Here is a 25,749-nt window from a genome sequence, read left to right on the forward strand (position 1 = left end):
CCATCGATGATTTCATTCACCGGCAAGACCGTGCTGGTCACCGGCGGCGGCGCGGGCATCGGCCGTGCGTGCGCTGAAGCGTTCGGCGCGGCCGGCGCGCGCGTCGCGGTGGCCGAGATCGACCCGGCCCGCGCGCAGGACGTGCGCCAGGCGCTCGAAGCGGCGAGCGTCGATGCGCTCGTCGGCACCGTGGACGTCACGTGCCGCGACGAGATCGATGCGTTCGCGCGAACGATCGACGCACGCTTCGGCGGCCTCGACGTGCTTGTCAACAATGTGGGCGATTTCCTGCAGATCGCGAAACCGTTCGACGACTGCACCGACGACGACATCGCGCGGCTGTTCGATGTGAATCTTCGCCAGGTCTTCATCGTCACGCGCGCGATGCTGCCGTTGCTGCGCAAGCGCGGCGCGGGCAGCAGCATCGTCGGCGTGTCGTCGATCGAAGGTTTCCGTGCGATTCCGAACTGCACCGTGTACGCGTCGTTCAAGGCCGCACTGACCGGCTTCACGAAGAGCCTCTCCGTCGAACTCGGGCCGGCCGGCATTCGCGTGAACCAGATCGCGCCCGAAACCACCGAGACGCCGCAGGTGCCCGTCAGCGCCATGGTCTCGGCCGAGCATCGCGAGCACATCCCGCGCTGGATCCCGCTCGGGCGCTTCGGCGCGGCCGGCGATATCGCGGGCGCCGCGCTGTTCCTCGCGAGCCCGCTCGCCGCGTGGGTCACCGGCACGACGCTGCATGTCGACGGCGGCGCGCTCGCGGCGGCCGGCTGGTATCGCGACCCGAACGGCTTCTGGACCAACCTGCCCGTCGTCGCGGGCAACGGCTTCAACTTCTGAGCGGCACCGCTCGCCTGTTCATTTCACGCGGCGCGGTTGCGCCGCACCGGGAGACACCATGAAGATCCTGATCGTCGGCGGCACCGGCCTCATCGGCGGCCATGCCGCGCTGCACCTGCACGCGCAGGGCAACCACGTCACGCTCGCCGCCCGCAAGCCGCCTGCCCCCGGCAGCGCGCTCGCTCAGTTCGACGTGCTGCTGCGCGACTACGTGGCCGGCAACTTCACGCGCGACGATCTCGCGCCGTTCGATGCAGTGGTGTTCGCGGCCGGTAACGACATCCGCCACCTGCCGCCCGGCACCGACGAAGCCGCGCACTGGGAACGCGCGAACGTCGACGCGGTGCCGCGCTTCTTCGCGCTCGCGCGCGATGCGGGCGTGAAACGCGCGGTGCTGGTCGGCAGCTTCTATCCGCAGGTCGCTCCGGCACTCGTCGAGACGGTGCCGTATGTGCGCTCGCGCCATCTCGCCGACGAACGTGTGCGTGCCCTCGCGACGCCGTCGTTCGCCGTCTGCAGCGTCAATGCGCCGTTCGTCGTCGGATCGGTGCCGGGGCTGCGCAACGAGATGTTCGCGGCGTACACGGGCTATGCGCAAGGCCAGTTCGCGGGGCTGCCCGTGTTCGGGCCGGCCGGCGGCAGCAACTTCATCTCGACGCAATCGCTGTCGGAAGCGATCTGGGGGGCGCTGCAGCGCGGCGAAGCGGGCAAAGCCTACCTCGTCGGCGACGAGAACCTCAGCTTCGCCGACTACTTCGCGGCTTTCTTCCGCGCGGCCGGCAATCCGCAGGACGTGCCGTCGCTCGACCAGGAGCATCCGCTGCTGCCCGACATCGCGATCTACACGGGGCGCGGCAATGTCGTGTCGTACGAGCCCGATCCGGCCGACAGCGCGCTGCTGCGTTACCGGCGCGGCGACGTGCAGCGCGCGGTGGATGAAGTCGTCGCGCATTGCCGCGCGCAGTAAGCGAGCGGCGCGTGTGGGGCGCGGATGAAAAAACGTCCCGCCGCCGGCGATGAATGCCGGCGGCGGGACGTCAGGATAACTACGCGAATGCGAACCGTCAGGCGCCGATGCGCTCCGCGATCTTCTTCATCGTGTCGGTCATTTCGGCCGGCAGGCGCAGCTTCAGCGTATCGAACAACGCGGCATGCAGCTTCAGCTCCTCACGCCATTCGTCGGCGTTCATCGACGTCACCGCATCGAACTGCTCGCGCGTGAAATCGAGGCCATCCCAGTGCAGGTCCTCATACGCGGGCGACACGCCGAACGCATGATCGCCGCCACCGCCGGTGCCTTCGAGGCGGTCGAGCATCCACTTCAGCACGCGCATGTTCTCACCGAAGCCCGGCCACACGAACTTGCCGTTCGCATCCTTTCGGAACCAGTTCACGCAGTAGATCTTCGGCAGCTTCGCGCCCGCGCCTTCGAGCTGCTTGCCGAGCGTCAGCCAGTGCGCGAAATAATCGCTGACGTTGTAGCCACAGAACGGCAGCATCGCGAACGGATCGCGGCGCACGATGCCCTGCTGGCCCACCGCCGCCGCGGTCGTCTCCGAGCCCATCGTCGCGGCCATGTACACGCCTTCGACCCAGTCGCGCGCCTCGGTCACGAGCGGCACGGTCGTCGAACGGCGGCCGCCGAAGATGAACGCATCGATCGGCACGCCGGCCGGATTCTCCCAGTCGCCGTCGATCGACGGACACTGCGCAGCCGGCGCCGTGAAACGCGAATTCGGATGCGCAGCCTTGCGGCCCGTTTCCTTGCCGATTTCCGGCGTCCACGGGTTGCCCTGCCAGTCGGTCAGCTTCGCGGGCGGCGTGTCGGTCAGCCCTTCCCACCACACATCGCCGTCTTCCGTCAGCGCGACGTTCGTGAAGATCACGTTTTCGGTGAGCGTCGAGATTGCGTTCGGGTTGGTCTTCACGCCGGTGCCCGGTGCGACGCCGAAGAAGCCGGCTTCCGGGTTGATCGCATACAGTCGGCCGTCGGGGCCCGGTTTCAGCCATGCGATGTCGTCGCCGATCGTCGTGACCTTCCAGCCGTCGAAGCCCTGCGGCGGAATCAGCATCGCGAAGTTGGTCTTGCCGCACGCGGACGGGAATGCCGCCGCGACGTGATACTTCTTGCCGGCCGGCGACGTCACGCCGAGGATCAGCATGTGTTCGGCGAGCCAGCCCTGGTCGCGGCCCATCGTCGAGGCGATACGCAGCGCGAAACACTTCTTGCCGAGCAGCGCGTTGCCGCCGTAGCCCGAGCCGAAGCTCCAGATCTCGCGCGTTTCGGGGAAATGCACGATGTACTTGACCGGGTTGCACGGCCACGGCACGTCCTGCTGGCCGGCTTCCAGCGGATGGCCGACGCTGTGCACGCACGGCACGAAATCGCCGTCCTCGCCGAGCACGTCGTACACCTCGCGGCCCATGCGCGTCATGATCCGCATGTTCACCGCGACGTACGGGCTGTCGGACAGCTCAACGCCAACGTGCGCGATCGGCGAGCCGAGCGGGCCCATCGAGAACGGCACCACGTACAGCGTGCGGCCGCGCATCGAGCCGCGGAACAGGCCGTTGAGCGTCTCGCGCATTTCGGCAGGCTCGATCCAGTTGTTGGTCGGGCCGACGTCGTCGCGCGATGCCGCGCAGATGAACGTGCGGTCCTCGACGCGCGCGACGTCGGACGGATCGGATTGCGCGAGATACGAGTTCGGGCGCTTTGCCGGGTTCAGGCGCGTGAGCGTGCCCTGGTCGACCATCGCCTGGCACAGCGCGTCGTTTTCTTCCTGCGAGCCGTCACACCACACGACGCGCTCGGGCTCCGTGAGCGCCGCGATACGCGACACCCAGTCGATCAGCTTGCGATGTTTGACGAAAGCCGGCGGAGCGATCAGCGGGCCGTGTGTTGCCTCGGCCATAGTGTTTTGCGACATGAGAATGTCTCCAGATTATTGGGCGGGGATGGGGGATGCGGGTCGAACCCGCGAGATGGGGTATGCGATTGGAGCGCAGGATGCGGCGGCGCGCAGGACGGGACGCGCGAGCGGAGCGCGCGTCGATGCCGCGATGCGAGCGAGAGAAGGTGATGTCTCTTTAGTAATTGCGAACGCGAGTTTCGCCATACAAGCAACCTGCCGTACAACTCCATGACGGCCAGCATACCATCGCCGTTATTCAGCAAACGTTGCGTTGCAACAAGAAACAACTATGTCGGCGAGCCGGCACGCCGGTTGCCTGTGAGTCCTTTTTACAGCGCCATTGCGCGCGCTTTGGGGATGAAATGTCCGGGACGGCCGCCCGGCAAGGGTTTTGCGGGAGCGGCAAAATCGGCCTGCCGCTCCCGCGCATGGCAACCGCGAAAGCAAGTTGCGCGAATTCGCGTTTTCGCTACTGCGGGAAACCCCGAATTAGGTTGCGTACACAAACATCTGACGTGAACGCGCGGCAAGCGCCCCTGCTCAAAACGGTGCGCCCGGCAATCCGGGGTAATACGCGCCCGCTGCCATTCCGCCGTCGACGGCCAGCTCGGCGCCGTTGCAGTACGACGCTTCGTCGCTCGCGAGGAACAGCGTCGCGCGCGCGATCTCGTCGGGCAGGCCGACGCGTTGCATCGGCACGTTCGCATAGTGCTTGTTGATTTCCTCGAGGGGCGCGCCGGTCGGATTCGACATCGCGGTGTTCACGCCGCCCGGATGGATCGAATTCACGCGCACGCCCTGATGGCCGAGTTCGAGCGCCGCGACCTTCGTCAGCCCGCGCACGCCCCACTTGCTCGACACATACGCGGCCAGCGCGTTCACGCCGCGCAGCCCGTCCACCGACGAGATGTTGACGATCGACCCGCTTTTCTGCGCGATCATGCGCGGCGCGACCGTGCGGATCCCGATGAAGGTCCCGACGAGATTGATCGACACCGCGCGCTCGAAATCGCGTGTCGACAGCTCGGTGATGCCGCCAAAGGTCAACACGGCCGCATTGTTGACCAGCACGTCGATACGGCCAAACTTTTCAATCGTTGCTTCGGTTACGCGCACCCAGTTCGCTTCGTCGGCGACGTCGAGCCGCATGAAGCGCGCCGCGTCGCCAAGCTCGCGCGCGAGCGCTTCGCCTTCCGCGTCGAGCACATCGCCGATCACGACGCGCGCGCCCTCCGCGACGAACAGCCTGCACGTCGCCGCGCCCATGCCACGCGCACCGCCCGTGACGATCGCTACCTTGCCTTCCAGTCGACCCATGTCGTCCTCTCTTCAATTCCGGTTTGCCGGCTGCCGTGCGCCTGCGTGCGCGTGCGTGCCGGATCGTGATTGGCACGCTGCCAGCGCCGCGCGCCGTCGGCCCTTGCGATCAGCCCCAGTAAGCCTGCCCGCCGTCGAGCGGCAGCGTCGCGCCCGTCAGGTACGCGGCGTCGCGGCTCGCCAGAAACACGATCGCGCGCCCGATGTCCTGCTCGCAGTCGCCGACGCGGCCGAGCGGAATCGTGCGGAAGAACGCGGCGGCTTCCTGCGGATTCGCGTCGACCCAGCCTTTCAGGCCCGGCGACAACGCATGCGGCGCGACTGCGTTCACGCGGATGCCATCCACGCCCCATTCGCAGGCGGCCGCGCGCGTCAGTGCGCGAATCGCCTCCTTGGTCGCGGCGTATGCGCCGTAACCCGACGCATCCCAGCGCACCGCGGCCGACGAAGCGAAATTGACGATCACGCCGTCGCCGTTCAGATGCGGATGACACGCGCGCATCATCCGCAGCGTCGCGATCGGCCCCGATTCGAGCCCCGCCATAAAATCCGCGTCGGTCACGTCGAGCAGGCGGCCGAGCGGCACGACCTGCGCGTTGTTGATCAGGATCTGCACACCGCCGAACCGCGCGACGACGCTGTCGACGCACTGCGCGATCTGCGCGGCGTCCATCACGTCGCACACGAACGGCTCGGCCACGCCGCCGCGCGCGCGGATCGCTTCGCAGGTCGCGAGCAGCTTGTCGCGAGTACGACCGACCACAGCGACCTGCGCGCCTTCCGCCGCGAGCGCATGCGCGACGCCCTGGCCGACGCCCTGCCCTGCACCCGTCACGAGTGCGACCTTGCCCTTCAGGATGCCCATGCGCGCACCTCAGGCGACGATCGCCGGATGCGCCTGCACGGGCCCGCCGAGCAGTTCGCGGTACGACGGCGGCTGCTTGCCGTCGAGATCGGCAATGCCGTACCGCAGCGCGGCTTCCGCGCCGACGAGCACCTGCCCCGACAGCGCCATGCGCTGCGGGTCGCCGTGAATCGCGTGAATCACGCGCCCCGTGAATTCGGGGCTTTCCGCGACGAGCGAGAATTCCTTGTACAGATCCGGGTGTTCTTCCCACACGCGCGTCGTGCGCTCGGTGCGCAGCGGGCCCATCCAGATCGACACGGCCGCGACGTCGAACGGCTTCAGGTCGACAGCCATGTCCTTCGCGAACTTGTCGACACCGGACTTCTGCGCGCCGTAGGCCGCGCCGTGCATGTAGCAGCTCGCGCCGAACGACGACGTGAACGCAATCAGCCCGCTGCGGCGCTTCGCCATCAGCGGTGCAGCGTGCCAGCTCGCGACATACGCCGAGCGCAGCCCGACATCGAGGATGTTGACGAGGTCGAGCGACTTCTCCCAGAACGGGCCCGGCAGGATCAGTTGATCGTGCAGGTAGGTCGCGTTGTTGACGAGCATGTCGAGCCGCCCGCGTTCGCTTTCGATGCGCTCGAACAACGCCTTCACCTGCGCATCGTCCGCATGGTCGCAGACCACCGCGATGCCGCGGCCGCCGAGCGCATCGATCTCGCGCGCGGTCTCGTGGATCGTGCCGGGCAGTGGCGCATCGCCTTCGTTCTGCGAGCGGCCCGTGACATAGACGGTCATGCCGGCCGCGCCGAGCGCGCGCGCGATGCCCTTGCCCGCGCCGCGCGATGCGCCCGTCACGACGGCGACCGGCGCATCGTGGTTCTGTGTCATGTTCGATGTCTCCTGTGAAATGTGCGCCATAAGCGTGGCGCTGGCGTGCGTCAGGCGGCCGGCGGCTGCGCGCCGGCGAACAGCACGCCCGGCGCATCGCCTTCGTAGCGGGCCGTCAGTGTCGACGTGACGACGCAGCGCGTGCCCGCGATCTTCCATTGCCCGTCGACCTTCCGGTATTCGTCGTCGTAGTACGCGCCGAGCTGCGTGAGCGTGCGCGCGTTCGTGTCGATCATCTGGTAGTGCAGGCCCCACGTGCCGCGTGCATGCGTGTCGTCGAGCACGGCGATCTCGGGATTCACGCCGTGGTGCATCTCGACGATGTGCGGATGGCAGCCGAGTCGTGCGAATACGTCGACGAGCGCGTCGCGCGTGTCGAACGTGCCAATCTGGCCGTAGTCGATATGCACGTGGCCGGGCGCGAAGCAGTCGCGCATCCCGTGCGGATCCTTGCGGTCGCAGCACGTGAAGTAGCGCGCCTTCAGCCGGCGGATCGCGTCGGCATCCTCGAGCCGGCGCACGCGCGCTTCCAGCGATTCGATGAGGGTCATCCCGTCTCCTTGTGCGATGCCGACGCAGTTCAAACGCCGCGTCGATGCCACGTTACCGCCGCGCGATGCACCGGCCATCACCCGTTCGGATGAAATCCGTGATTCGTTTCGGTAGCGTCGTTGACGTGCGGCAACGACATTCGTCCGAACAGACGATGTGATGCACCGCGCTTCGTTCCTACCATCGAACGACACCACAACGAGACCCGGCGATGGACGACACGACCCGCACGCTCCATGAGTACGAGCAGATCCGACAGCTGAAATACCGGTATTTCCGCGCGGTCGACACGCACGATTGGGCGCTGCTCGCGGATTGCCTGACCGACGACTGCGAAGCACGGCTGTACGGTGGCCGCTATGCGTACGACGGCCGCGATGCGTTCGTGTCGAGTCTGCGCGAACTGATCGGCAAGCCGACCTTCCTGACGATGCATCACGGCCATCACCCGGAGCTCACGCTGGTCTCGGCCGATCACGCGTGCGGCGTGTGGTTTCTCGAGGATCACGCGATCAATCTTGAGGATAACTACCTGCTGCACGGCACTGCGTTCTACGATGACCAGTACGTGAAGTGCGACGGCGTGTGGCGCATTCACGCGACGCGTCATGAACGGCTGTTCGAAACCGTCACGTCGCCGATCCCGCCGTCGTTCACGCTGACCGCGAACCGGTTCGCGCCGGGCGCGCACCAGCCGGCGGGAACGCCTGAAGCCGCTTCCTGAACCCCGGCGGCAGCGCCGCCGATCCCGTCATTCCCCTGGAGCCGAAGCAATGGAGAAAGTCATTTACGTGTTGTGGCGCGACGCACAGGCCGCGCCGGATCAATGGAGCCGCACCGTGCGCGCGCAGCTCGCCGACAGGTTTCTGTCGCTCGGTGCGCACGGCGTGCAGGTGAACGTCGCCGACGCGGAGGTCGCGCCGGCCGCCGGCCTGAAGCAGACCAACACGCACCCGGGCATCGATGGCATCGTCTCGGTATGGGTCGACAGTGCGAACGCGATGTTCCGCCAGCCATTCGACGATGCGGTACGCGCGGTCGTCCCGCACATGGCTGCGTATCTGGTTACCGAGTCGCAGCCGATTCCGAATACGCGCTTTCCGGCGCGTCCGGGCGAGCGGACCACGGGCTTCTCGCAGCTCGCGTTCCTGAAACGGCCGCCGCGCCTCACGCATGAAGCATGGCTCGACGTGTGGCACGGGCATCACACGCGCGTCGCGATCGAGACGCAGGACAATTTCCTGTACGTGCAGAACGTGGTCGTGCGCGCGCTCACGCATGCGGCACCCGGCTACGACGCGATCGTCGAGGAGTGCTTCCCCGCTGCGGCGATGACCGATCCGCATGCGTTCTTCGATGCGGTGGGCGATGACGAGAAATTCCAGCGCAATGTGGCCGAGATGATGGACAGCTGTGGGCGCTTCATCGACTTCGACAAGATCGATGTGGTGCCGACGAGTCAGTATGTCGTGAAGGACGTGCGGGGATAAGCCCAGGCGATCGCGCGGCGCGATCCTCGATGGTCACCGGGTACAGTCGTTCGCCATCGTTGCGACGGCTTTCCCGGATCCCTTCAACTCACGCGAACCTGCCGAAATCCCCGTCTTCCTTGACGAACTGTCCCGTCGACAGGAGTGCGCTTTCGATGTCCGCGACGATCAACGCGTTGTGGATCGTCGCGGTGACGAACAGCGCCCAGATATCGTCGTCTATTTCATAGTGGCCCCGCGCATATGTCCAATAGCTGAAGTAGCGATCCTGGGACAATGCGACCGCAGGGTCATCAAGGCCATCCGGATGCGGGACCTGGACAGCGTGCAGCGCATCCTGCAGGATCGCCGCGACATTTGGAAAATTCACTGCGCGATGATCGTCAAGTACCTCGACCAGAAGATCGCTGCCATGAAATACCGGCCGGACGCGGAATCGAATCGGGTTTGTCATGGTTCGTTTAAGCGATGGGTCAGCCCCTTGCGACCATGATCTTGTTCTCGTGCCGGATCCCGTCGAGCTCAAAGTACGCTATCCCCTCCTGCGTCATTCCACGGGAATGGTAGAAAGCGATTGCCTTCTCATTTTGCGAGTTGACGCTGAGCCAGAATGTGCGATTTCCGGTTCTTTCCTCTGCCACGCCGCTCGCATGAGTCAGCAGTGAAGATCCGATTCCACGGCCGGCAAAAGACGGCTGGATGTAGAGCGTTTCTATCTCGACGGGAATGTCCGCGTGGTGCGAATCCAGGCGGATGACGATGTATCCGGCAAGATTTCCGTCCGCCTCGGCAACCAGCAGAACGACGCCGGGATCGTTCACCAGCGTCAGGATCCGTTCGCTCGTAAAGGTGCTCAGCACATACTGTGCAATGACCTCGGATAGGCCCACCGCTGCATAGGTATGCACCCACACATGCGCGCCAAGCACGGCAATTCGCGCGGCGTCTTCCCGCCTCGCGGTTCTGATCGACAACATCGCGTTCATTTCGTTCTTTCCGCAGAAAATGGCCGAACCCGGGCTGTACGCATGGATACCCGAGAATCTACACTGACAATCCCGCTTCCACGATACGGATCATGCATGGAATCGCTTGCCCCCTTCAGTGGTTCGAAGATCGCGCTCTTCAAGGACCGGGAAATCCTCGTCTATCGACGCGACGACAAACCCGACATACCGTTTCCCGGTCTGTGGGACCTGCCCGGTGGAGGCCGGGAAGGCAACGAGACGCCCGAAGCGTGCGCGTTGCGTGAACTCCATGAGGAATTCGGACTGACGATACCGGGCAGCCGGATCGGTTGGTCCAGGGTCTATCCGTCGACCCGGCCAGACCGCCTGCCGCACTGGTTCTTCGCCAGCTGGCTGAGCGATGCGGAAATCGCCGCGATCCGTTTCGGCAACGAAGGCCAGGAATGGACGCTGATGGATGTCGACGCGTATCTGCGGCTCACCGATGCGATCACGCATTTGCAGGCGCGCGTCTCGGATTATCTGCGGCGTTGACGGTGCACGATTTCCGGCGATTGGCGTTTGTCCATTGAGTGTCGTCTGCTGGCCGACGCCTGCTCGATGCGTTCGACCGACAGACGAACCGGATTCGACCGGGCCTAGGGCCTGTTCACTGTCGATGCATGCACGAACGCCGAAATCGCCGCCACGACGCCATCTGCCAGCGGCAGATCCGGGTCCGAATAAGCGGCGAGGTTCTCTTGCCGCGCCGACGTGCGGACCGTCTTGAGCACATGATTGGCGTCGGCGATCAGCGCCATTTCGGCCCGCGGATTGGCCTCCTTCAGTCGTTCCGCGTCCTGTACGGCAACCTGGATATCCCGCGTTCCCTGCACGATCAGCACGGGCTTCGTATAGCCGGCCAGCAGCGCTGCCGGATCGATGGTCAATTCGCTCATCAGGAAGCCCTGGACTTGCGGTCTGAACAACGGCATGAGTGCTGGATCGATCCCGGCTGCGTCTACCCGTTTCCCGGCTTCCAGCGATTCGAGGATCGACAGTGCATTTTCCAGGATTGGCGCATTGGCCGGGTTCGATTGCAGTTGCTCCCTCAATACGGGCGCGAGCGGGCGTCCCGCCGTGGATACCAGGATCAGGCCGGCAATGTCGGCCATTTGCCTTGCCGCCAGCAATGCCACCCATCCGCCTTCGCTATGCCCCAACACCCATACGCAGGAGGCGCCGGTCCGTGCACGGATCGCGGCTACCCACGAACGGACGTCGGTCGCGTACGCGTCGATCGTGACGTCATCGGCATCCGGTGTCGCCGACGCGCTGCCAAACAAGCCGCGCTTGTCGATTCGAACCGACGCGATACCTTCATCGAGCAATCCTTCCGCGAGCAATTGGTAGGTCGACGCCTGCACCCAGTGCGGTGAGTTGCCATTTCTGTCGGTCGAGCCGGAGCCTGGCACGATCAACACCACCGGGGCGTCACCGGTGTCCGGAGACAAGAGCGTGCCTTTCAGCGGGCCGGCTGGGCCCGGTGCTTCGATTTCTGTCTGCATCGTTTTTAGAGAACCTCTCGAATGAAACGCGATAGCCATTGCGAATGGCGTATCGCTTTACGGGCATCCTGGATCTCCATGCAAGCGGGACCACCGACCTGGCTGGTCCCAACCTGTCGATCGTGCCGCGGTGGCTAACGCACCCGATCGTTACGTATCATCGCGGCCAGAATATATCCGGCGATTCTCGGATTCTCCTTGATTCGCCGCGTGCTGTAGCCGTACCAGTCCTGGCCGTACGGCACATAGACGCGCACATTGAATCCTTGCGCAAGCAGCGCGTCACGCGCCGGTTCACACACACCGAGCAACATCTGGAATTCGAACCTCGACCTGTCGATCCGCTCGCGTTGCAGCCAGCCGGTCAGCGCATCGATCAATTGTGCATCGTGGGTGGCAATGCCCACGAACGATCCCGCCTGTATTGCAGTCGAAACGTGCCGGACGAAGTGCGCATTGATCGCCGCCCGATCCCTCGACGCACCGTCGACGAGATGCTCGTTCGCCTCCGCATAGATTCCCTTGCAAATTCGCAGGCGACTTTTTCGCGCAACAAGCGGAACAATGTCATCGCTCGTGCGCTTCAAATACGCCTGCAACGCGATTCCGATCGCATATCCGTCGGCTTCAAGCTTCGAGAACGCGTCGAGCGTTTTCTGCGTGCAACGGATGTCTTCCATATCCATGCATGTGTTGATCCCGTGCGCGGCTGCCGATTGCAGTATCGCCGAGACACGCGCCATGCATGCGTCCTCGTCGAGATGCAACCCGAGCGCTGTCAATTTGATCGAAAGCTCGGCGGGCTCATGCTCTGCTCCGAGCGTATCGATGAGATCGAGATAATCACGCGTCATCGACTCCGCCTGCTGGGGCGATGACGCAGTCTCACCCAACACATCGACAGTTGTTCGGAAGCCTGCTGCATGGAGCACCCGGATGCGCGTACGCGCATCGCAAAGCGTTTCGCCGGCGATATAGCGGCGGGAGATCCTGCGGATCAGCGAACGGGGAACGAACGGGATGGCGTGAGCCGCCATCGTATTGAGAATACGCATGTTGTGGTCTCTTGAAAACGCAGTCGCACGAATACAGACACGATCGGTCAATTCGAACGACATCACCGGACTGTTTTCCAAAACAGTCCGGGACGAATACCAAGGTCGATGCAATCGATGCATCGCCGCTGGTTTTCAGTGCGTTTTCGAGGGAGGCCAGGCAGCTGCGTACATTGTTCGGGTAGGTCTTTTGCAGTTCGCTACGGGTTGGTCCATGCCTGCTTTGGGTCCGTCATTCAGGCATCGCGAATCGTAGCACGAGCAAACGAATGGCGGCCGTGAACCGTGTGAACCGAACCGAGGTGCCGACAATCATTTCGTCCGCAGCAAGCCTTCACGCAGCGGCAACCGTTTCATCCGGCTCGCAGTTGAATTTCAACGCCAGTCGCCAGCGAAGCGCCGCGGCAGATACGTCCTCTCATTCCAGGTAAACCGCGCAGACTTGCCCGATGCGGCTTTGCCTTTCGGACGCACAAGGAGGTCGTAGTGCCCATTGGTGATACGAGAGCTAAACGACAGCACGTAATGAACCTCCTCCGTGTTTTCCGCATCACACGCATCCTGCCGTGCGTCGTCCGGACCTTTGCCTTTTCCGGCCTTCTCCGTGACACACGTCTCAGCCCCGTCCTTGTCATAGGTCCACCAATCGGTAGTTGCGGTGAAGATAGGCGTCACACGCGCATCGGCATAGCGATACAGGCTCAGTATCTCGGTCGAATCGCTATGAGAAGTCGATGTGTAGTTATTGTTGAAGCGAACGCCAAAGGCGGTTTCCTGCGCACTGATTCGGTAGGGAATGACGTCCATGGTCAGGGATGCATTCCACAACATCGGTGACGTTTCGACGCGCTCGCTTCGATCGCTCGCGAGCAGGCGGAACCCCTGCTCGTCGCGGGTCAGGACACCCGTCCACAACTCCGCGTCGACGTTCTCGGTCGAGCGCTGGACCAATGCCGACACGACCCACAGCAGCCCTGAAGCCGATGGTCCGTGCGCCCATGGCGACAGCGCGACACTCTTGACGCTATCCGACGGCGCGGGATCCTTGCCCATCAGGGTACGCAACGCAGCTTGCTGCTGGGCCTCGTCGCTCACGTCGTTCGCGGCAAACGTGCAATGCGCAACAAGCGCGAATATGAGCGACAGCACCGTCTGTGCGTAGAAGTGGTTTTTCGTACCTTTACTCTTGCCCGAGCATTGCCGCTTCGCCGACGATTCCTCTCCGTACTTCTCCTGCGAGCCGATCAACATTGCTCGTGTACTCCTGGCAGAGATGTTTTCCAACCGGTTTCAAGGATAGCAACGATGTCCTGCACGCAGACAGCCGGACACGCACATCTCCTCTCGTTGGCTTTCAAGATGACCTCGACGGTTCAATCGGCGCATGTCCATTGAATTCTTTTAACGTCGAAGCGAAATTGCAATGGATCGGTTGATGGGATCGGAAAGACTGGAGGTACGTCATCCGGATCCGACCAACCGTATCCCGACGTTCGAATATGCAAACCGGGCACGCCAGCGTGCCCGGCCGACGGATAGTCGTAGCATGACCACACTTGATACATGCGCCTGTTCTCGAACAGGAAATGCGCGAGTTGCCTTTCCTCGATGCCCTGCAATACTGCATTGATGTCTCGCCCCGCCCCGCCCACGTTGCCCATCCCGCGCTCGGATCTGACGACTTTGCCATTGACCACACTCATTTCCCAGAAGGCACCCAGCCCCACCCGGGCTGTCGGAACGGGACCGAAAGATATCCAGATCATGTTTGCTATTGCCTGCAGTTTCTCCAGCTCGCCTGTCGCAAGCACGATGTCAGAGCGACGAGTGATCGTGGAACGCACTTTGCCGTCGACCGATTCCAACGCAAGATCGATTACGGATAACATGCCCTTATCGAAATCAACCAGCTTCACCGTCGTTCCCCCGAGCCCTCCGTAGGAGACAGTGAACCCGTGGCGCAACTGCTTGAATAGATATCCTTCCGACATGGGCTCCGATGAGCAATTCGTACCACACGCTTGCTCGGCGGCACGCGATCCGATTGCCGTTACCGACGCCAGACGAACCGTTTCCGGCAGACGTGCGTCGACGGCACGCAGGTAGCGCTCGAACCCGTCGACCTCCGCTGAAAACCGATGCTTGATTCGACGCTGTTCAAGCAACTGGCTGCCCGAATCCCGAAAACTCGACGTCATGGCGAATTCGCTCGCTGCGTTTTCGGTCGCGCTATTGATCTGGTAGCGACGCTGGGCAAATTCGCCGTATGTCAGCTTCCGTTGCGAGAGACTGACAGCAAGCCGGCGGATCTTCGCCTCGGCGATGCCGATGAACTCCGCTCTCTGCAATACGATCGATTGCGCCATCGGCGTCAGCTCCGGCGACGTCAGGTCGATCTCATGTTCCCGCTTGGTACACGCATCACGAAGTTCAATCCATTTCGTGATCAGCGGCGAGTCGGCACGCGTCGGAAACGCATCAATCGCTGCATACGTGTATGGCGCGGGTGTCGACGCATCATGAAAAATTTCGATCTTGTCGCGGATCGAAAACAACTTCGGTGTCGACATGGCGGCTGCACACGCCTTTTGCCACGCGCCGACCCGCGCGTTGATCCGTTTGTACCCTTCGGCGGCCGCTTCATATTGACGTTCAGCCGCTGACGTGGGCGGCTCTGTCGACGGACCTCCCATTCCATACGTCGTTACCGTCGAAGGCATCGCGCAGGACGGACTGGTCGAACCGGATACGCAACCGGAAAGAGGATGGGTCGATACAGCGGTATAGGGGTTGCAACCACTCAGCAGCGCCATCACGGCTATCGCCGTGGTCTGTCTTCTCATCATGCAGTCCTTCGGGCAGCCCCTCTCAGCAGGCCAATGTATTTCGATCGCAACCGTCAGGCATGGATTCACCCCGTGTCAACAAGCATCTCTGCCGACATGTCAACGCGCTGACGGATCTTTCCCATGCTGACGCCTCAGTATGGTCACGCAATAATAATTATCTTTATCTTCAACGATCTGGTAATCGTCATCTGGACAGCTTCCGCTGGCCGCCAACGGCCCAATCGCCCCAGGCAACCAAGAATGCTTACAAAAGCAAAGACGGCGAGGAATACTCCGACCGACATGTAAGCCAATAGACCGCTCATGGCGCCTTGGCCAGGGCAAGAATGGCCATCACCACATCGTCCTCGATTCCCTTGATATCCGACGGGAACCGATTCCTTTGCGGTATCAACACGATGAGCCCCTCGATTTGTGCCGTCACCAGTGCCGCTCGTCGGGCGAGCGCCGCCTGTGACAGCGCCGGGTTCACGGCTTCGATGAATCCGGCGATCACGCCGCGTTGAAATCCGTACCCCTCTTCGAGCATTTTCCGCGCGAACTCCTGAGTCTGGGCCATCGCCCAGAAGTTCACGAACAGGCTCTGGGTCCTGGGCTGCTTTCCGTCTTCGAGCAACAACCGAACCACTTTCTCCAGGCGGCCCTCGGGTGTCAGGGACGCGTCCGCACGCACGCTGTCGTACGTATTGGCGTATGCCTCCCTTGTGGCCGAAAGGATCGCTTCGAAGATGTCTTCGCGCGTAGGGAAGTAGTGTTGCAGGTTCGACAGCGCCAATCCCGCTTTGGCCGCGACCTTCCGCATGGTCAGCCCGCCGTAGCCTTCGTCGACGAATATCTCGATCGCGCAGACCATAATTTTGTTCACAGCGTTCTTGCCGCGTTCGGTCAAGACGCGTCCGTTATCGAGAGCCGCCCTCTTCAAGAATCCCTCCTGCTGCCCTGTGAACGCATGTCCGGGCGATGGTGCTGATGACGCGTCAGCGCCGCTCGTGCCCGGCCGCATACCGACCGTGCCGTGCCCGCTCGATACACGGCGAGCAGCGATATAGGTTGGTCGACCGGATTCTGCAAAGCATCGATACCCGATATCGGATCCTGTCGGTCGACTCGCATTTGCCGCCTGCTTTCAGGGATCGGCTCCACGGCGGGAGCCGGCATGCCGAACCTGACCGCGACATTCTACGCAGGTTTGGTCATCCCGGGAGACGAGACGGTATCGATCGGCGATCGTACACGGGACTCGTTCGGCGCCTGTCTGCAAAAGGAATCCCTGCTCACTCTCCGTTTACGCAAGCATTCCCCGCACAACTGCCCGATGCGGCGACGATAGTGCCCCGCATGCTTTTCGCGAGACTGTAGATCCACGGCTCCAGCCTCGTGGCGCCGAGCCGGATGGCCGCAATCGGGTTCCGCCACCCACGTTGCGCGCTCATCGCTGATGTTGCACAAATAGGTCACGTGACATATTATCGTCGGTAAGCACCGGCGGCGACATACGGGACAGATAGCCCGGCGTCACTCAAGACGAACTCACAAGGATCGCCTTCCACGCGGAACGCCATACGGCGGTTGTCGACTGCGGGATTGGCGGCGCTTCCAGCGATCGAGTACGTCACCCATTGTTCCGATCATTGAAGGCTGCCAAACCTTATTTATTAGGATTGCTTTGTGACTATTCGAATCGATCGACATGCCGGCACGGTCTGGATCAGCCTTTCCCAGCCAGGAACCGGCCCTACACGAGCGGAATATTTCGATGCCGACTAACGCATTTACCGATGGATTTCATCACGAGATCCAGAACCGTGCCTTCGCGTTGCGTGCCATTGGAAGGCTGGCGGGTCGCCTCGACGGTGATCCCCGTCAGCGACTTTGGGCAGCCTATCTGAAACTGGAAGTGTTCAATGCGCCGATTTACCAAGCCGCGGCCACTCGCTGGGGGATGGATGCTTCGCCCCGGTTGGCCACGCGGGTGAAGGCATGGGTGGTGAGTTCAGTCCCCAAGTGCCTGCTGAAGCCTTTCCTGAAGTACGTGTACATGCAGACCGTCGCCTACTGCGACGTGTTGCATCGACTCCGGGACATCGGCCCCTCCGAAGCGCGCACCTTTCTCGACTACATGGTCGATCAGGAGGAGTTCCAGATCGACATGATGAAGCGCTCATTGAATGGCGAGGATGCCGTGCTGGCCAGCCGCATCGATGCATTCATTCATCGGCACGAGAAAATCGCTATGGATAACGAATTTAATCATCGTCATCATCAGGCTTGAGTCCTTGTAACCCTTGAATTATGCCGCGACGCCCTCGCAGTCATTCATCGAGCGGCGACCGGATCTCCCCACATGCGAGCATCGCCATGGCACTCGATCAAACATCACTGCTTCAGGCCAGGTCATTCTGGCAGCACGCCTACGGCGACTATTCACCCAACGCATCCCTGGTCGGGGATCACAAGGTCGATGTCGCCATCATCGGGGGCGGCTTCACCGGGCTGAACACCGCGTATCAATTCAAAAAGGACAATCCCAACGCTCGAGTCGTCGTGCTGGAGGCCGCCATCGTCGGATTCGGTGCCAGCGGTCGCAATGCCGGGTTCAGTACGAAGATGTTCGGCCTCGAGCCGGAAATGGTCGTGCTGCGCTGGGGCAAGCAAAAGACGGTCGAGGCCTATCACTACCTGAAGCTCGCCGTGGCGCACACCCGGCGTCTCATCGAGGAGCATGGTTTTCAGTCCGACTACTGCCATGGCGGCCTGGTTCGCGCGAGCTACACGAAGCAGCAATTGGGTCGAATGCAGAAGACGTTCGAATTGTTCCAGGAACTGGGCATCGACACGGACATGACGTGGCGCAGCGCGCAGCAATTCCAGCAGGACTTCCATTCGGAACGTTTCGCGGGCGGCATCTACGAGTCGGACACCGGGTATCTCAACCCCTGCAAGCAGGTCCGGGCGCTGAAGTCCCTGGCGATGTCGAGCGGGGTCTCGATCCACGAGCTGACGCCCGTCACGCATCTGGAAAGAACGCCGTTGTCGGTACGCATCGCAACGCCGCACGGCCGGATCGAAGCCGACAGGATCGTCGTCGCGACGAATGCCTATTCTCGCGAGGTTCCCGGCTCGTCGAGGCTGAAAGCGCGTCAATATCCGCTCTGGACGTATCAGGTCGTCACCGAACCCTTGAGCGATGCGCTATGGGAAAGCATCGGCTGGAAAGCGCGGCAGTCCTTCGGGGACAATCGGCAGATGCTGCACTATTTCAGGCCGACGGCCGATGGCCGCATTCTCATGGGCGGTGGGGATGTCATCAGCTACCGGACGGATGCCATGGAAGAGGTTCCGGCCCCCGCGACCTGGCGGCATTGCGAGGAACACCTGAAGTGGATCTACCCCCAGTTGCGGAACACGCGCATCGACTATCGATGGGGCGGCCCGGTTTCGGTGACGATGGACATGGTTCCGGAGATCAGCTTCATCGACGACGAACGCATCATCTACTCGGGCGGATGTTTCGGTCATGGCGTCGCGCTGACGCACCTCAATGGCCGGACGATCGCGGATCTGCTGAGCGGAAAGCAGTCGGTCCTGACGGACTTCTGGATCGTGAACCGGAAATCGATGTCGATGAAGAGCGACACCCTGTCGTTCATGTTCGGCAGGGTGGCCCGTCAGGCGCTGAAGACCTGGGACCGGTGGGAGGAACGAGGCATGAAGAAGTAACGGCGGATGGTTGCGCGCTCCCGTCATAACCGGCGGCGGGACGCCGGCACCGGGTTCGCGCCGCGATCACCGCCCCGCCCGACAGGCGCCGCCGTCGACAGGCCGCGCCGGCAATACCCTCGGCGCTCCACGCCATTCCTCAACGCCCCCTTTCCGCCCTCCACGCCCTCCACGCCCCGGTCACGCGTGCCTTTGCCACACCCATGACAAAACGTCTATAATTGGACAATCCATCGACCGGCACGCTAAAGCATCCGCATCCGAGCGCGCCCCGATCCCCCGGCCCCACCTGCCCGGAGCGACATGAGCGACTACCCCGTTTTCGACACGCTTTGCGATCTGCTGAACACGTCCGGCGCGCGGTTCCGCGTGCTGGAGCATCCGGCCGAAGGCAAATCCGACGCGATCGCCGCGCTGCGCGGCACACGCCCCGATCAGGGCGCGAAGGCGATGCTGTGCACGTTCAAGGATGGCGGCGACAGCACCGCGCTCGCAGTGATTCCCGGCCACCTGAAGATCGATTTCCGCAAGGTTGCCGATGCGGTCGGCCGCCGCAAGGCCACACTCGCGTCGCCCGATCTTGCGGCCGCCGTCACGCGCTGCGTGATGGGCGCCGTGCCGCCGTTCGCGTTCGACCCCAGCGTGACGCTCGTCGTCGATCCCGCACTAATCGAACGCAACACCGAGATTGCCTTCAACGCGGGCCGCCTCGACCGCTCCGTCGTGCTCGACGCGGCCGACTACGTGCGGATCGCGCAGCCGCTGCTCGCCGACATCACCCGGCCGGAAACCGCGGACGACGCGTAACACGCCGGTTGCCCCGTTCCCGACGCCATCGCATCGATTCGAAACCTGAACGCGAAACCATCATGACCACCACCCGGAAAAAAGCGCTGTCCGAGCAGGCCTCGCTGATCGAACAGGTGCAGCGCATTGCCGAAGGGCTCGGCGCGATGTTCGCGCCGTTCACCGAGGTCGTGGTTCACGACCTGCGCACGCCGAAGCACTCGATTCTCGCGATCCACAACAACCTGTCCGGGCGCGCGGTCGGCGATCCCACGACCGAGCTCGGCCTCGCGCGCATCGCGGACGACGATTTCCCGCAAGTGCTCGCGAACTACCCGAACCGCTTCGCCGACGGCCGCACCGCGAAAAGCACGTCGATCGGCATCAAGGATTCGACCGGCCGCTATGTGGCCGCGCTGTGCCTGAATGCCGACGTCACGCTGTTCCGCGGCTTCCAGGGCATGCTGAACCAGTTCTGCAGCACGGATGGCGAAGCCATCGCCGAAACGCTCGACCCCGCCGGCGCGGACGCGATCCGGCAACGCATCGACGCATTCGCGATGCGTCTCGCGACGACGCCGCGCGAACTGAAGACCGACCAGCGCCGCGAGCTGATGCAGACGCTGAAGGTCGACGGCTTCCTCCAAGTGCGCCGCGCGATGGAGATCGTGTCGCAACATCTCGGCGTCTCGCGCGCGACCGTCTACAACGATGCGAAATGACGCAAGCGCGTGGCGCGCGCTGCTTTCCTGCTGAACGATTTCAACGACCCACGGGCATCCCATGAACTCTCCGACTCTCCCCACGTACGACGACGTTGCCGCCGCGGCGGCCCGCCTCGAAGGCCATGCGCACCGCACGCCGGTGATGACGTCGCGGACGATCGACGAAGCGCTCGGCGCGCAGGTGTTCTTCAAGTGCGAGAACCTGCAGCGCATCGGCGCATTCAAGTTCCGCGGCGCGTTCAATGCGCTGTCGCGCTTCGACGCGACGCAGCGCCGCAATGGCGTCGTCGCGTTCTCGTCCGGCAACCATGCGCAGGCGATCGCGTTGTCGGCGCGCATGCTCGGCATTCCCGCGACGATCGTGATGCCGCAGGATGCGCCGGCCGCGAAGATAGCCGCGACGCGCGGCTACGGCGGCAATGTCGTGACCTACGACCGCTACACCGAGGATCGCGAGCAGATCGGGCGCGATCTCGCGGCGCAGCACGGGCTCACGCTGATCCCGCCCTACGATCACCCGGACGTGATCGCCGGCCAGGGCACGGCGGCCAAGGAACTGTTCGACGAAGTCGGCCCGCTCGACGCGGTATTCGCGCCGCTCGGCGGCGGCGGGCTGCTGTCGGGCACCGCGCTCGCCACGCGCGCGCTGTCGCCGCACGCGACGCTTTACGGTGTCGAACCGGAAGCCGGCAACGACGGCCAGCAATCGTTCCGTTCCGGCGCGATCGTGCATATCGACACGCCGCGCACGATTGCCGACGGTGCGCAGACGCAGCACCTCGGCAACCTGACGTTCCCGATCATCCGCCGCGACGTCGACGACATCCTGACCGCGACGGACGCGGAACTGGTCGACTGCATGCGCTTCTTCGCGACTCGTATGAAGATTGTGGTCGAGCCGACCGGCTGCCTGTCGTTCGCCGCCGCGCGACGGATGAAGGACGCGCTGCAGGGCAAGCGCGTCGGCGTGGTGATCAGCGGCGGCAACGTCGATCTCGAGACCTTCTGCGCGCTGGTATCGGCATCCGCATGAACATCGCGGCGCGCATGAATATTCCGTCATACGCGCCGCACCGTTCCTTCACGCCGCGTTAAGTTTCGCGCCCTAGACTGATTACGTTGTCCCTCAGTCAGTCGTGAAGGAGCCACCATGAAAACGCACGCGATCGTCGCCGCCGCCCTGGCGGCTGCTTCCCTTTCGGCGTTCGCTCAACCGGGCGTGACGTCATCCGGTTTTCCCGCCGCATCGCCCCATGACACCGTCGCGCAGGCGACGCACCGCTCGCCCGGCGCGTTGCCGCACGCCGGCTTCGTGCTCGCGAAGATCGATCAGAACAATACGCCCCCCGATCGCGGCGGCGACCCGAGCGGCCGCACGCACACCGGCACGCACATGTGACGGTGCGCCGGGCGCGGCTGCCGCGCCTGGCTCTCAGAACGACGGCAGCGACGGATCGCGTGAAGCGAGGATGTCGTCGGTGCGCCGCTGCAGCGCGCCGTCGATCGTCTCCGGTTGCGGAATCAGCCAGTAGCGCCCTGCACGAATGCCGTCGAACACCCGTTCGGCGAACGCGTCGGGCGTGAGTCCGTGCGCGTTCAGCATCGAGCGCATCGTGTCGACGAAGCCGCGCACCGCAGGCCGGTCGTGCGCCGCGCCGAACGGGTCGTTGAAGATGCCCGACTGCACGGGGCCCGGCGCGAGCAACGACACGCCGACCGGCGCGCCCAGCATCTTCAGTTCTCCGTACAACGATTCAATCAGCGCGACCACCGCGAATTTCGTCGCCGAATAAGGCGACATCAGCGGGCTCGGCAGGAACCCGCCCACCGATGCGGTATTCACGACGCGTGCCGGCACGTTGCGTTCGAGCATCCGCGGCACGAAGCTGCGGATCCCGTTCAGCACGCCGTGCACGTTGATCGCGAAGCTGCGCTCGAAGCGTTCCGGCGTGATTTCCCAGCTGAAGCCGGTCGCCATCACGCCCGCGTTGTTGAACAGCAGGTCGACGCCGCCGAAGCGCTGCCACGCGGCTTCCGCCAGCGCGTCGACGGCTTCCGGCCGGCTGACGTCGGTCGGCACGCAGAGCACGTCGGTGTCGAGCGTCGCCGCGAATGCGTCGAGCTTCGCCGGGTCTAGATCGGCCAGCACGACGCGCATGCCGAGCCCGGCAGCGTGGCGCGCGAGCCCGCTGCCGATGCCGCTGGCCGCGCCGGTGATCACGGCGGTGCCGCCATCGAAGCGAATCGAATTCGTCATATCAATCAGTGTCCTGTCGGGTCGATGTGGGGATGCGCATATGCGGGAATCACCGGCGGCGGCAGCGCCGTGCGGCCGTCGAGCGAGCGCACCGCGAGCTGCTGCGCGAGCGGGAAATGCAGGCTGTGCGTGACGAGGCCCGTGCGGTCGCGCGCCGGCAGGCTGCACAGCGCGAGCGCGGTTTCGGCGAGATACGCGACGTCCTCGGTCGGATAGCCTTCGGGGATGTAGCGCGCGGCGCCCGGCGTGCGGATCGCCGTGCTCGGCGCGACGAGATTCACGGCGATGCCGTCGGCTTCGAGTTCGGCCGCGAGCCCCTGCGTGAAACGCGACAGTGCCGCCTTCACCGCCGCGTAGACGGTCGCGCCGCCCGCACGCGAGAAATCGTCGAACGGCCGCAGCGGCGGCAGCGCCGTCACCGAGCCGACGTTCACGATCCAGCCGGCGCCGCGTGCGCGCATCAGCGGGATCGCGGCCTGCGCCAGCGCGAACGGGATGCGCAGATAGTGTTCGACCGTCGTGTCGAACATCGTCATCGGCATCGCGTCGACGCAGGCGTAGTCGGCCACGCCCGCGTTGTTGACGAGGATGTCGAGGCCGCCGGCCGCCTGCGCCGCGCGCCCGACGAGCGCATCGCGCTCGGCCGCGTTCGACAGGTCGGCCGCAAGCGCGATCGCGCGGCCGCCGGCCTGCTCGATCAACGCCACCGTTTCGGCGAGCGTGCCGGCGGTTGTGGCCGATTGCGTCAGGCTGCGCGCCGTCACGACGACGGTCGCGCCTTCGGATGCGAGGCGCTGCGCGATCGCACGGCCAATGCCGCGGCTTGCGCCCGTCACGAGCGCGCACTTGCCGGCCAGTACGCCGGTTCGGGTGTCGGTCATCGTTGTCTCCTGTGATGTGCGTGCGGGCCGCTCAGCGGGCGATATCCGCAACATGAAGCACCAGCTTCGTTCTCGCCTCGCCCGTTTGAACGAGATCGAGTGCGCGGGCCGCCTGTTCGAGCGGAAAATGGTCGAAACGCGGCACGCGCAGTGCGCGCTTGTCGAGCTGCTCCGCGATCCGGGCGAGCGTGCCGCCGCTCGGCATCCGGCTATAGGTCATCGCGGTGCGCAGGCCGCGCCGGGCGGCTTCGGCGGCCGTCGCGGCCAGCCGCTCCGCATCGCCGGCCGCGAGCGTCATGATGGTCACCAGCGTGCCGCCCGGTGCCAGCAGGTCGAGCGCATCGGGCAGCGTGTCGCCGCCGACCGCGTCGAGCACGAGGTCGACACCGCCGGGCGCCCATGCGCGCAGCGCCGCGGCGATGTCCTGCGCGCGATAGTCGATGCTCGCCGCCGCGCCCAGCGACTCGACCGTCGTGCGGTTGCGCGCCGAACACGTCGCCGCGACGCGCGCGCCGGCCTGCACCGCGAGCTGGATCGCGAACGTGCCGACCGCGCCCGCGCCGCCGTGCACCAGTACCGTCTGGCCCGCTCGCAGCCCGCCGTCGTCGAACAGGCCGGCCCACGCGGCGAGTGCAGGCGTCGGCACCGTGGCGGCTTCCGCCAGGCTCACCGCGTCGGGCACGCGCACGACCGAGTCGTGGCGCACCGCGACGACTTCCGCATACGCGCCCCAGCGCCCCGCGCCGACGTCGGTCTGCGCGAACACGCGCATGCCGGGCGCGAAACCGTCGACGCCGTCGCCGACCGCTTCGACCACACCGGCCGCATCGAAGCCGATCACGAACGGAAACGTGTATTGCATGAAAGCACCGAGGTAGCCTTCGCGGCATTTCCAGTCGGCGGGATTGATGCCCGCGTACGCCACGCGGATCAGCACGTCGCCAGGGCCCGGCGTCGGTGCCGGCACGTCGGCCATCCGCAAGGCGTCGGAATGACCGACGCGGTCGATCAACAGGGCTCGCATCTTCGTGTCTCCAGGGTTGTTGTCAGCTTGATGTGTGCTGCGCGTCAGGCCGCCGTCTCGGCCAGCAGGCTCGACGCGAGCGGACAGAACGCATGCGAGATCGCATCGACCGTCCAGTCGGGGCTTTCGGCATCGAACCGGCGATCGACCCAGCCCCAGTGATACGGATGCATCAGGTATTCGCCGAGCAGATCGCCGACGTGTGCGAATTCCTGCTGCCACACGTGCGTCCATGCGCCGGGCGTCACGATCCGGCTCAGGCGCCAATTGCGGATGCCCGGCATGAACGCGGGCATCTGCAGCAGTTCGCGTTCGAGCGCAGCAATCTGCGCTGCGCTCGAACGCGGCCGCACGCGCAGCATCAGCGTGCGCCACACGCCGTCGCGCAGCGCCGGTTCGCGCAGGCCGCCGCCGATCGCGCGGCAACCGGCGCCATCGATGCGCACGATGCCCGGCAGGTGCGCCAGCGCGGCGAAAGCCGCCGTGCCGTCGGCCGCCGACTCGTCGCGCAGCACGTCGAGCGTGTAGTCGCCCGCGCCCCAGCTGCCGTCCAGATTCCGCGCCAGCGCCACGCGTTTCGCACCCGTCAGTGCGTGCGCGGCTTCGTGCAGCGCGCGTTCGATGGCGTCGGCGTCGCGATCCGCCGACACGAATACCTGTGCCGTGTCATGCCGCATGATCGACCTCCGTCAGCGCGGGCAGCGGCGCATCGGCGTCCGTCATCACATGGCGGCGGCGCACATCGCACAGCGCGTCGACGGCCATCCAGAAGCCGACCACGTCGGCATCCGTCAGCGCACGCATCCGGTAGTAGGCCGGCGCGTCGGCAACGTGCCAGGTCAGCCACAGCGTGCTCGGCTGCCCCGGCACCGCGACGGGGGGCGATACCCAGCGGCCGGCCGCCGTCAGCCCGCGCGCCGCGTGGCCCGGCAGGTAACGGTCGCGCAGCAGTGCAAGCACGTCGGGAATGCGCTCGGGCGCGAGCGTGATTTCGTCTACGATCTGGATCATTCGCGTGTCGTCCGTGGTCGTTCGTTACAGGGATGCGCGCCGGCCTACGCCGTTCCGGCGAGGCCGAA

At 64.4% G+C, this 25,749-nt stretch carries 28 protein-coding genes; 11 read left to right on the plus strand and 17 right to left on the minus strand.

Annotated elements, in window-relative coordinates; all coding sequences use genetic code 11:
- Window positions 1–6: 6 nt before the first annotated feature.
- A complete protein-coding gene (locus QZM67_RS02430) occupies window positions 7–843 on the plus strand; it encodes an SDR family NAD(P)-dependent oxidoreductase (protein ID WP_301800551.1) in 837 nt (278 codons plus the stop codon).
- Between the two features lie 58 nt (window positions 844–901).
- A complete protein-coding gene (locus QZM67_RS02435; protein WP_301800553.1) occupies window positions 902–1,810 on the plus strand; it encodes an NAD(P)-dependent oxidoreductase in 909 nt (302 codons plus the stop codon).
- A gap of 97 nt (window positions 1,811–1,907) precedes the next feature.
- On the opposite strand, the gene QZM67_RS02440 is transcribed toward QZM67_RS02435, so the two are convergent.
- The 5 genes from QZM67_RS02440 to QZM67_RS02460 all read right to left on the minus strand — a co-directional run bounded on the left by QZM67_RS02440 (window position 1,908) and on the right by QZM67_RS02460 (window position 7,367).
- Window positions 1,908–3,773, minus strand: coding sequence for a phosphoenolpyruvate carboxykinase (GTP) (locus tag QZM67_RS02440; protein WP_301800555.1), 1,866 nt, complete (start codon window positions 3,771–3,773; stop codon window positions 1,908–1,910).
- A 525-nt stretch (window positions 3,774–4,298) separates the two neighbouring features.
- Window positions 4,299–5,075, minus strand: a complete 777-nt coding sequence (locus QZM67_RS02445) for a glucose 1-dehydrogenase (protein WP_301800556.1) — start codon at window positions 5,073–5,075, stop codon at window positions 4,299–4,301.
- 109 nt (window positions 5,076–5,184) lie between these two features.
- Window positions 5,185–5,940: an SDR family NAD(P)-dependent oxidoreductase gene (locus QZM67_RS02450; protein ID WP_175023336.1), complete on the minus strand. Its 756-nt coding sequence runs from the start codon at window positions 5,938–5,940 to the stop codon at window positions 5,185–5,187.
- A gap of 9 nt (window positions 5,941–5,949) precedes the next feature.
- Window positions 5,950–6,816: an SDR family NAD(P)-dependent oxidoreductase gene (locus tag QZM67_RS02455; protein WP_301800570.1), complete on the minus strand. Its 867-nt coding sequence runs from the start codon at window positions 6,814–6,816 to the stop codon at window positions 5,950–5,952.
- A 50-nt stretch (window positions 6,817–6,866) separates the two neighbouring features.
- On the minus strand, window positions 6,867–7,367 hold the full coding sequence (locus QZM67_RS02460; RefSeq protein ID WP_301800572.1) for a nuclear transport factor 2 family protein: 501 nt from the start codon (window positions 7,365–7,367) through the stop codon (window positions 6,867–6,869).
- A gap of 212 nt (window positions 7,368–7,579) precedes the next feature.
- On the opposite strand from QZM67_RS02460, the gene QZM67_RS02465 reads away from it, so the two are divergent.
- Both QZM67_RS02465 and QZM67_RS02470 read left to right on the plus strand, forming a co-directional pair.
- Window positions 7,580–8,092 carry a nuclear transport factor 2 family protein gene (locus QZM67_RS02465; RefSeq protein ID WP_175023333.1) on the plus strand — a complete coding sequence of 171 codons (513 nt, stop codon included), beginning with the start codon at window positions 7,580–7,582 and terminating at the stop codon, window positions 8,090–8,092.
- Window positions 8,093–8,141: 49 nt separating this feature from the next.
- The gene (locus QZM67_RS02470) at window positions 8,142–8,858 is read left to right on the plus strand and encodes an EthD domain-containing protein (RefSeq protein ID WP_301800574.1); all 717 of its coding nucleotides are present in this window, start codon (window positions 8,142–8,144) and stop codon (window positions 8,856–8,858) included.
- Window positions 8,859–8,946: 88 nt separating this feature from the next.
- Here QZM67_RS02470 and QZM67_RS02475 read toward each other — a convergent pair whose 3' ends face one another.
- Window positions 8,947–9,312, minus strand: a complete 366-nt coding sequence (locus QZM67_RS02475; RefSeq protein ID WP_301800578.1) for a hypothetical protein — start codon at window positions 9,310–9,312, stop codon at window positions 8,947–8,949.
- A 19-nt stretch (window positions 9,313–9,331) separates the two neighbouring features.
- On the minus strand, window positions 9,332–9,844 hold the full coding sequence (locus QZM67_RS02480; protein ID WP_301800580.1) for a GNAT family N-acetyltransferase: 513 nt from the start codon (window positions 9,842–9,844) through the stop codon (window positions 9,332–9,334).
- Window positions 9,845–9,940: 96 nt separating this feature from the next.
- Between QZM67_RS02480 and QZM67_RS02485 the strand changes: the two genes are divergently transcribed.
- On the plus strand, window positions 9,941–10,360 hold the full coding sequence (locus tag QZM67_RS02485) for an NUDIX hydrolase (protein ID WP_043186685.1): 420 nt from the start codon (window positions 9,941–9,943) through the stop codon (window positions 10,358–10,360).
- A 104-nt stretch (window positions 10,361–10,464) separates the two neighbouring features.
- Here QZM67_RS02485 and QZM67_RS02490 read toward each other — a convergent pair whose 3' ends face one another.
- From QZM67_RS02490 to QZM67_RS02510, 5 genes are all read right to left on the minus strand, one after another.
- Entirely contained in the window at window positions 10,465–11,373 is a 909-nt protein-coding gene (locus QZM67_RS02490; RefSeq protein ID WP_301800582.1) for an alpha/beta hydrolase, read from the minus strand.
- A gap of 134 nt (window positions 11,374–11,507) precedes the next feature.
- Entirely contained in the window at window positions 11,508–12,428 is a 921-nt protein-coding gene (locus QZM67_RS02495) for a proline dehydrogenase family protein (protein WP_301800584.1), read from the minus strand.
- A 375-nt stretch (window positions 12,429–12,803) separates the two neighbouring features.
- A complete protein-coding gene (locus tag QZM67_RS02500) occupies window positions 12,804–13,679 on the minus strand; it encodes a hypothetical protein (RefSeq protein WP_301800586.1) in 876 nt (291 codons plus the stop codon).
- A gap of 122 nt (window positions 13,680–13,801) precedes the next feature.
- Window positions 13,802–15,271, minus strand: coding sequence for a hypothetical protein (locus QZM67_RS02505; RefSeq protein WP_301800587.1), 1,470 nt, complete (start codon window positions 15,269–15,271; stop codon window positions 13,802–13,804).
- A gap of 307 nt (window positions 15,272–15,578) precedes the next feature.
- Complete coding sequence (locus tag QZM67_RS02510) at window positions 15,579–16,166, minus strand: TetR/AcrR family transcriptional regulator (RefSeq protein WP_301800588.1); 588 nt, start codon at window positions 16,164–16,166, stop codon at window positions 15,579–15,581.
- Between the two features lie 867 nt (window positions 16,167–17,033).
- On the opposite strand from QZM67_RS02510, the gene QZM67_RS02515 reads away from it, so the two are divergent.
- From QZM67_RS02515 to QZM67_RS02540, 6 genes are all read left to right on the plus strand, one after another.
- Window positions 17,034–17,549: a hypothetical protein gene (locus QZM67_RS02515; protein ID WP_301800590.1), complete on the plus strand. Its 516-nt coding sequence runs from the start codon at window positions 17,034–17,036 to the stop codon at window positions 17,547–17,549.
- An 86-nt stretch (window positions 17,550–17,635) separates the two neighbouring features.
- Window positions 17,636–18,997 carry an FAD-binding oxidoreductase gene (locus QZM67_RS02520; RefSeq protein ID WP_301800592.1) on the plus strand — a complete coding sequence of 454 codons (1,362 nt, stop codon included), beginning with the start codon at window positions 17,636–17,638 and terminating at the stop codon, window positions 18,995–18,997.
- Window positions 18,998–19,300: 303 nt separating this feature from the next.
- The gene (locus QZM67_RS02525; protein ID WP_301800594.1) at window positions 19,301–19,804 is read left to right on the plus strand and encodes a YbaK/prolyl-tRNA synthetase associated domain-containing protein; all 504 of its coding nucleotides are present in this window, start codon (window positions 19,301–19,303) and stop codon (window positions 19,802–19,804) included.
- Between the two features lie 62 nt (window positions 19,805–19,866).
- The gene (locus QZM67_RS02530; protein ID WP_043186672.1) at window positions 19,867–20,505 is read left to right on the plus strand and encodes a transcriptional regulator; all 639 of its coding nucleotides are present in this window, start codon (window positions 19,867–19,869) and stop codon (window positions 20,503–20,505) included.
- Between the two features lie 61 nt (window positions 20,506–20,566).
- Window positions 20,567–21,541 carry a threo-3-hydroxy-L-aspartate ammonia-lyase gene (locus tag QZM67_RS02535; protein ID WP_175023324.1) on the plus strand — a complete coding sequence of 325 codons (975 nt, stop codon included), beginning with the start codon at window positions 20,567–20,569 and terminating at the stop codon, window positions 21,539–21,541.
- A gap of 117 nt (window positions 21,542–21,658) precedes the next feature.
- Entirely contained in the window at window positions 21,659–21,907 is a 249-nt protein-coding gene (locus QZM67_RS02540; RefSeq protein WP_175023323.1) for a hypothetical protein, read from the plus strand.
- Between the two features lie 33 nt (window positions 21,908–21,940).
- Here QZM67_RS02540 and QZM67_RS02545 read toward each other — a convergent pair whose 3' ends face one another.
- From QZM67_RS02545 to QZM67_RS02565, 5 genes are read right to left on the minus strand one after another with little or no spacing between them, the layout of a single operon-like run.
- On the minus strand, window positions 21,941–22,765 hold the full coding sequence (locus QZM67_RS02545; protein ID WP_301800597.1) for an SDR family NAD(P)-dependent oxidoreductase: 825 nt from the start codon (window positions 22,763–22,765) through the stop codon (window positions 21,941–21,943).
- Between the two features lie 5 nt (window positions 22,766–22,770).
- Entirely contained in the window at window positions 22,771–23,646 is an 876-nt protein-coding gene (locus QZM67_RS02550) for an SDR family NAD(P)-dependent oxidoreductase (protein WP_301800598.1), read from the minus strand.
- A 31-nt stretch (window positions 23,647–23,677) separates the two neighbouring features.
- On the minus strand, window positions 23,678–24,670 hold the full coding sequence (locus QZM67_RS02555; protein WP_301800600.1) for an NADP-dependent oxidoreductase: 993 nt from the start codon (window positions 24,668–24,670) through the stop codon (window positions 23,678–23,680).
- A 44-nt stretch (window positions 24,671–24,714) separates the two neighbouring features.
- Window positions 24,715–25,347 (minus strand): Dabb family protein, encoded by a 633-nt coding sequence (locus QZM67_RS02560; protein WP_301800602.1) that lies wholly within the window; start codon window positions 25,345–25,347, stop codon window positions 24,715–24,717.
- Window positions 25,337–25,681, minus strand: a complete 345-nt coding sequence (locus QZM67_RS02565; protein WP_175023318.1) for a hypothetical protein — start codon at window positions 25,679–25,681, stop codon at window positions 25,337–25,339. Before QZM67_RS02565 ends, QZM67_RS02560 begins: the two co-directional genes overlap by 11 nt.
- Window positions 25,682–25,749: the final 68 nt, after the last annotated feature.

This window comes from Burkholderia sp. AU45251 (assembly GCF_030482905.1).
Lineage (GTDB): Bacteria > Pseudomonadota > Gammaproteobacteria > Burkholderiales > Burkholderiaceae > Burkholderia > Burkholderia aenigmatica.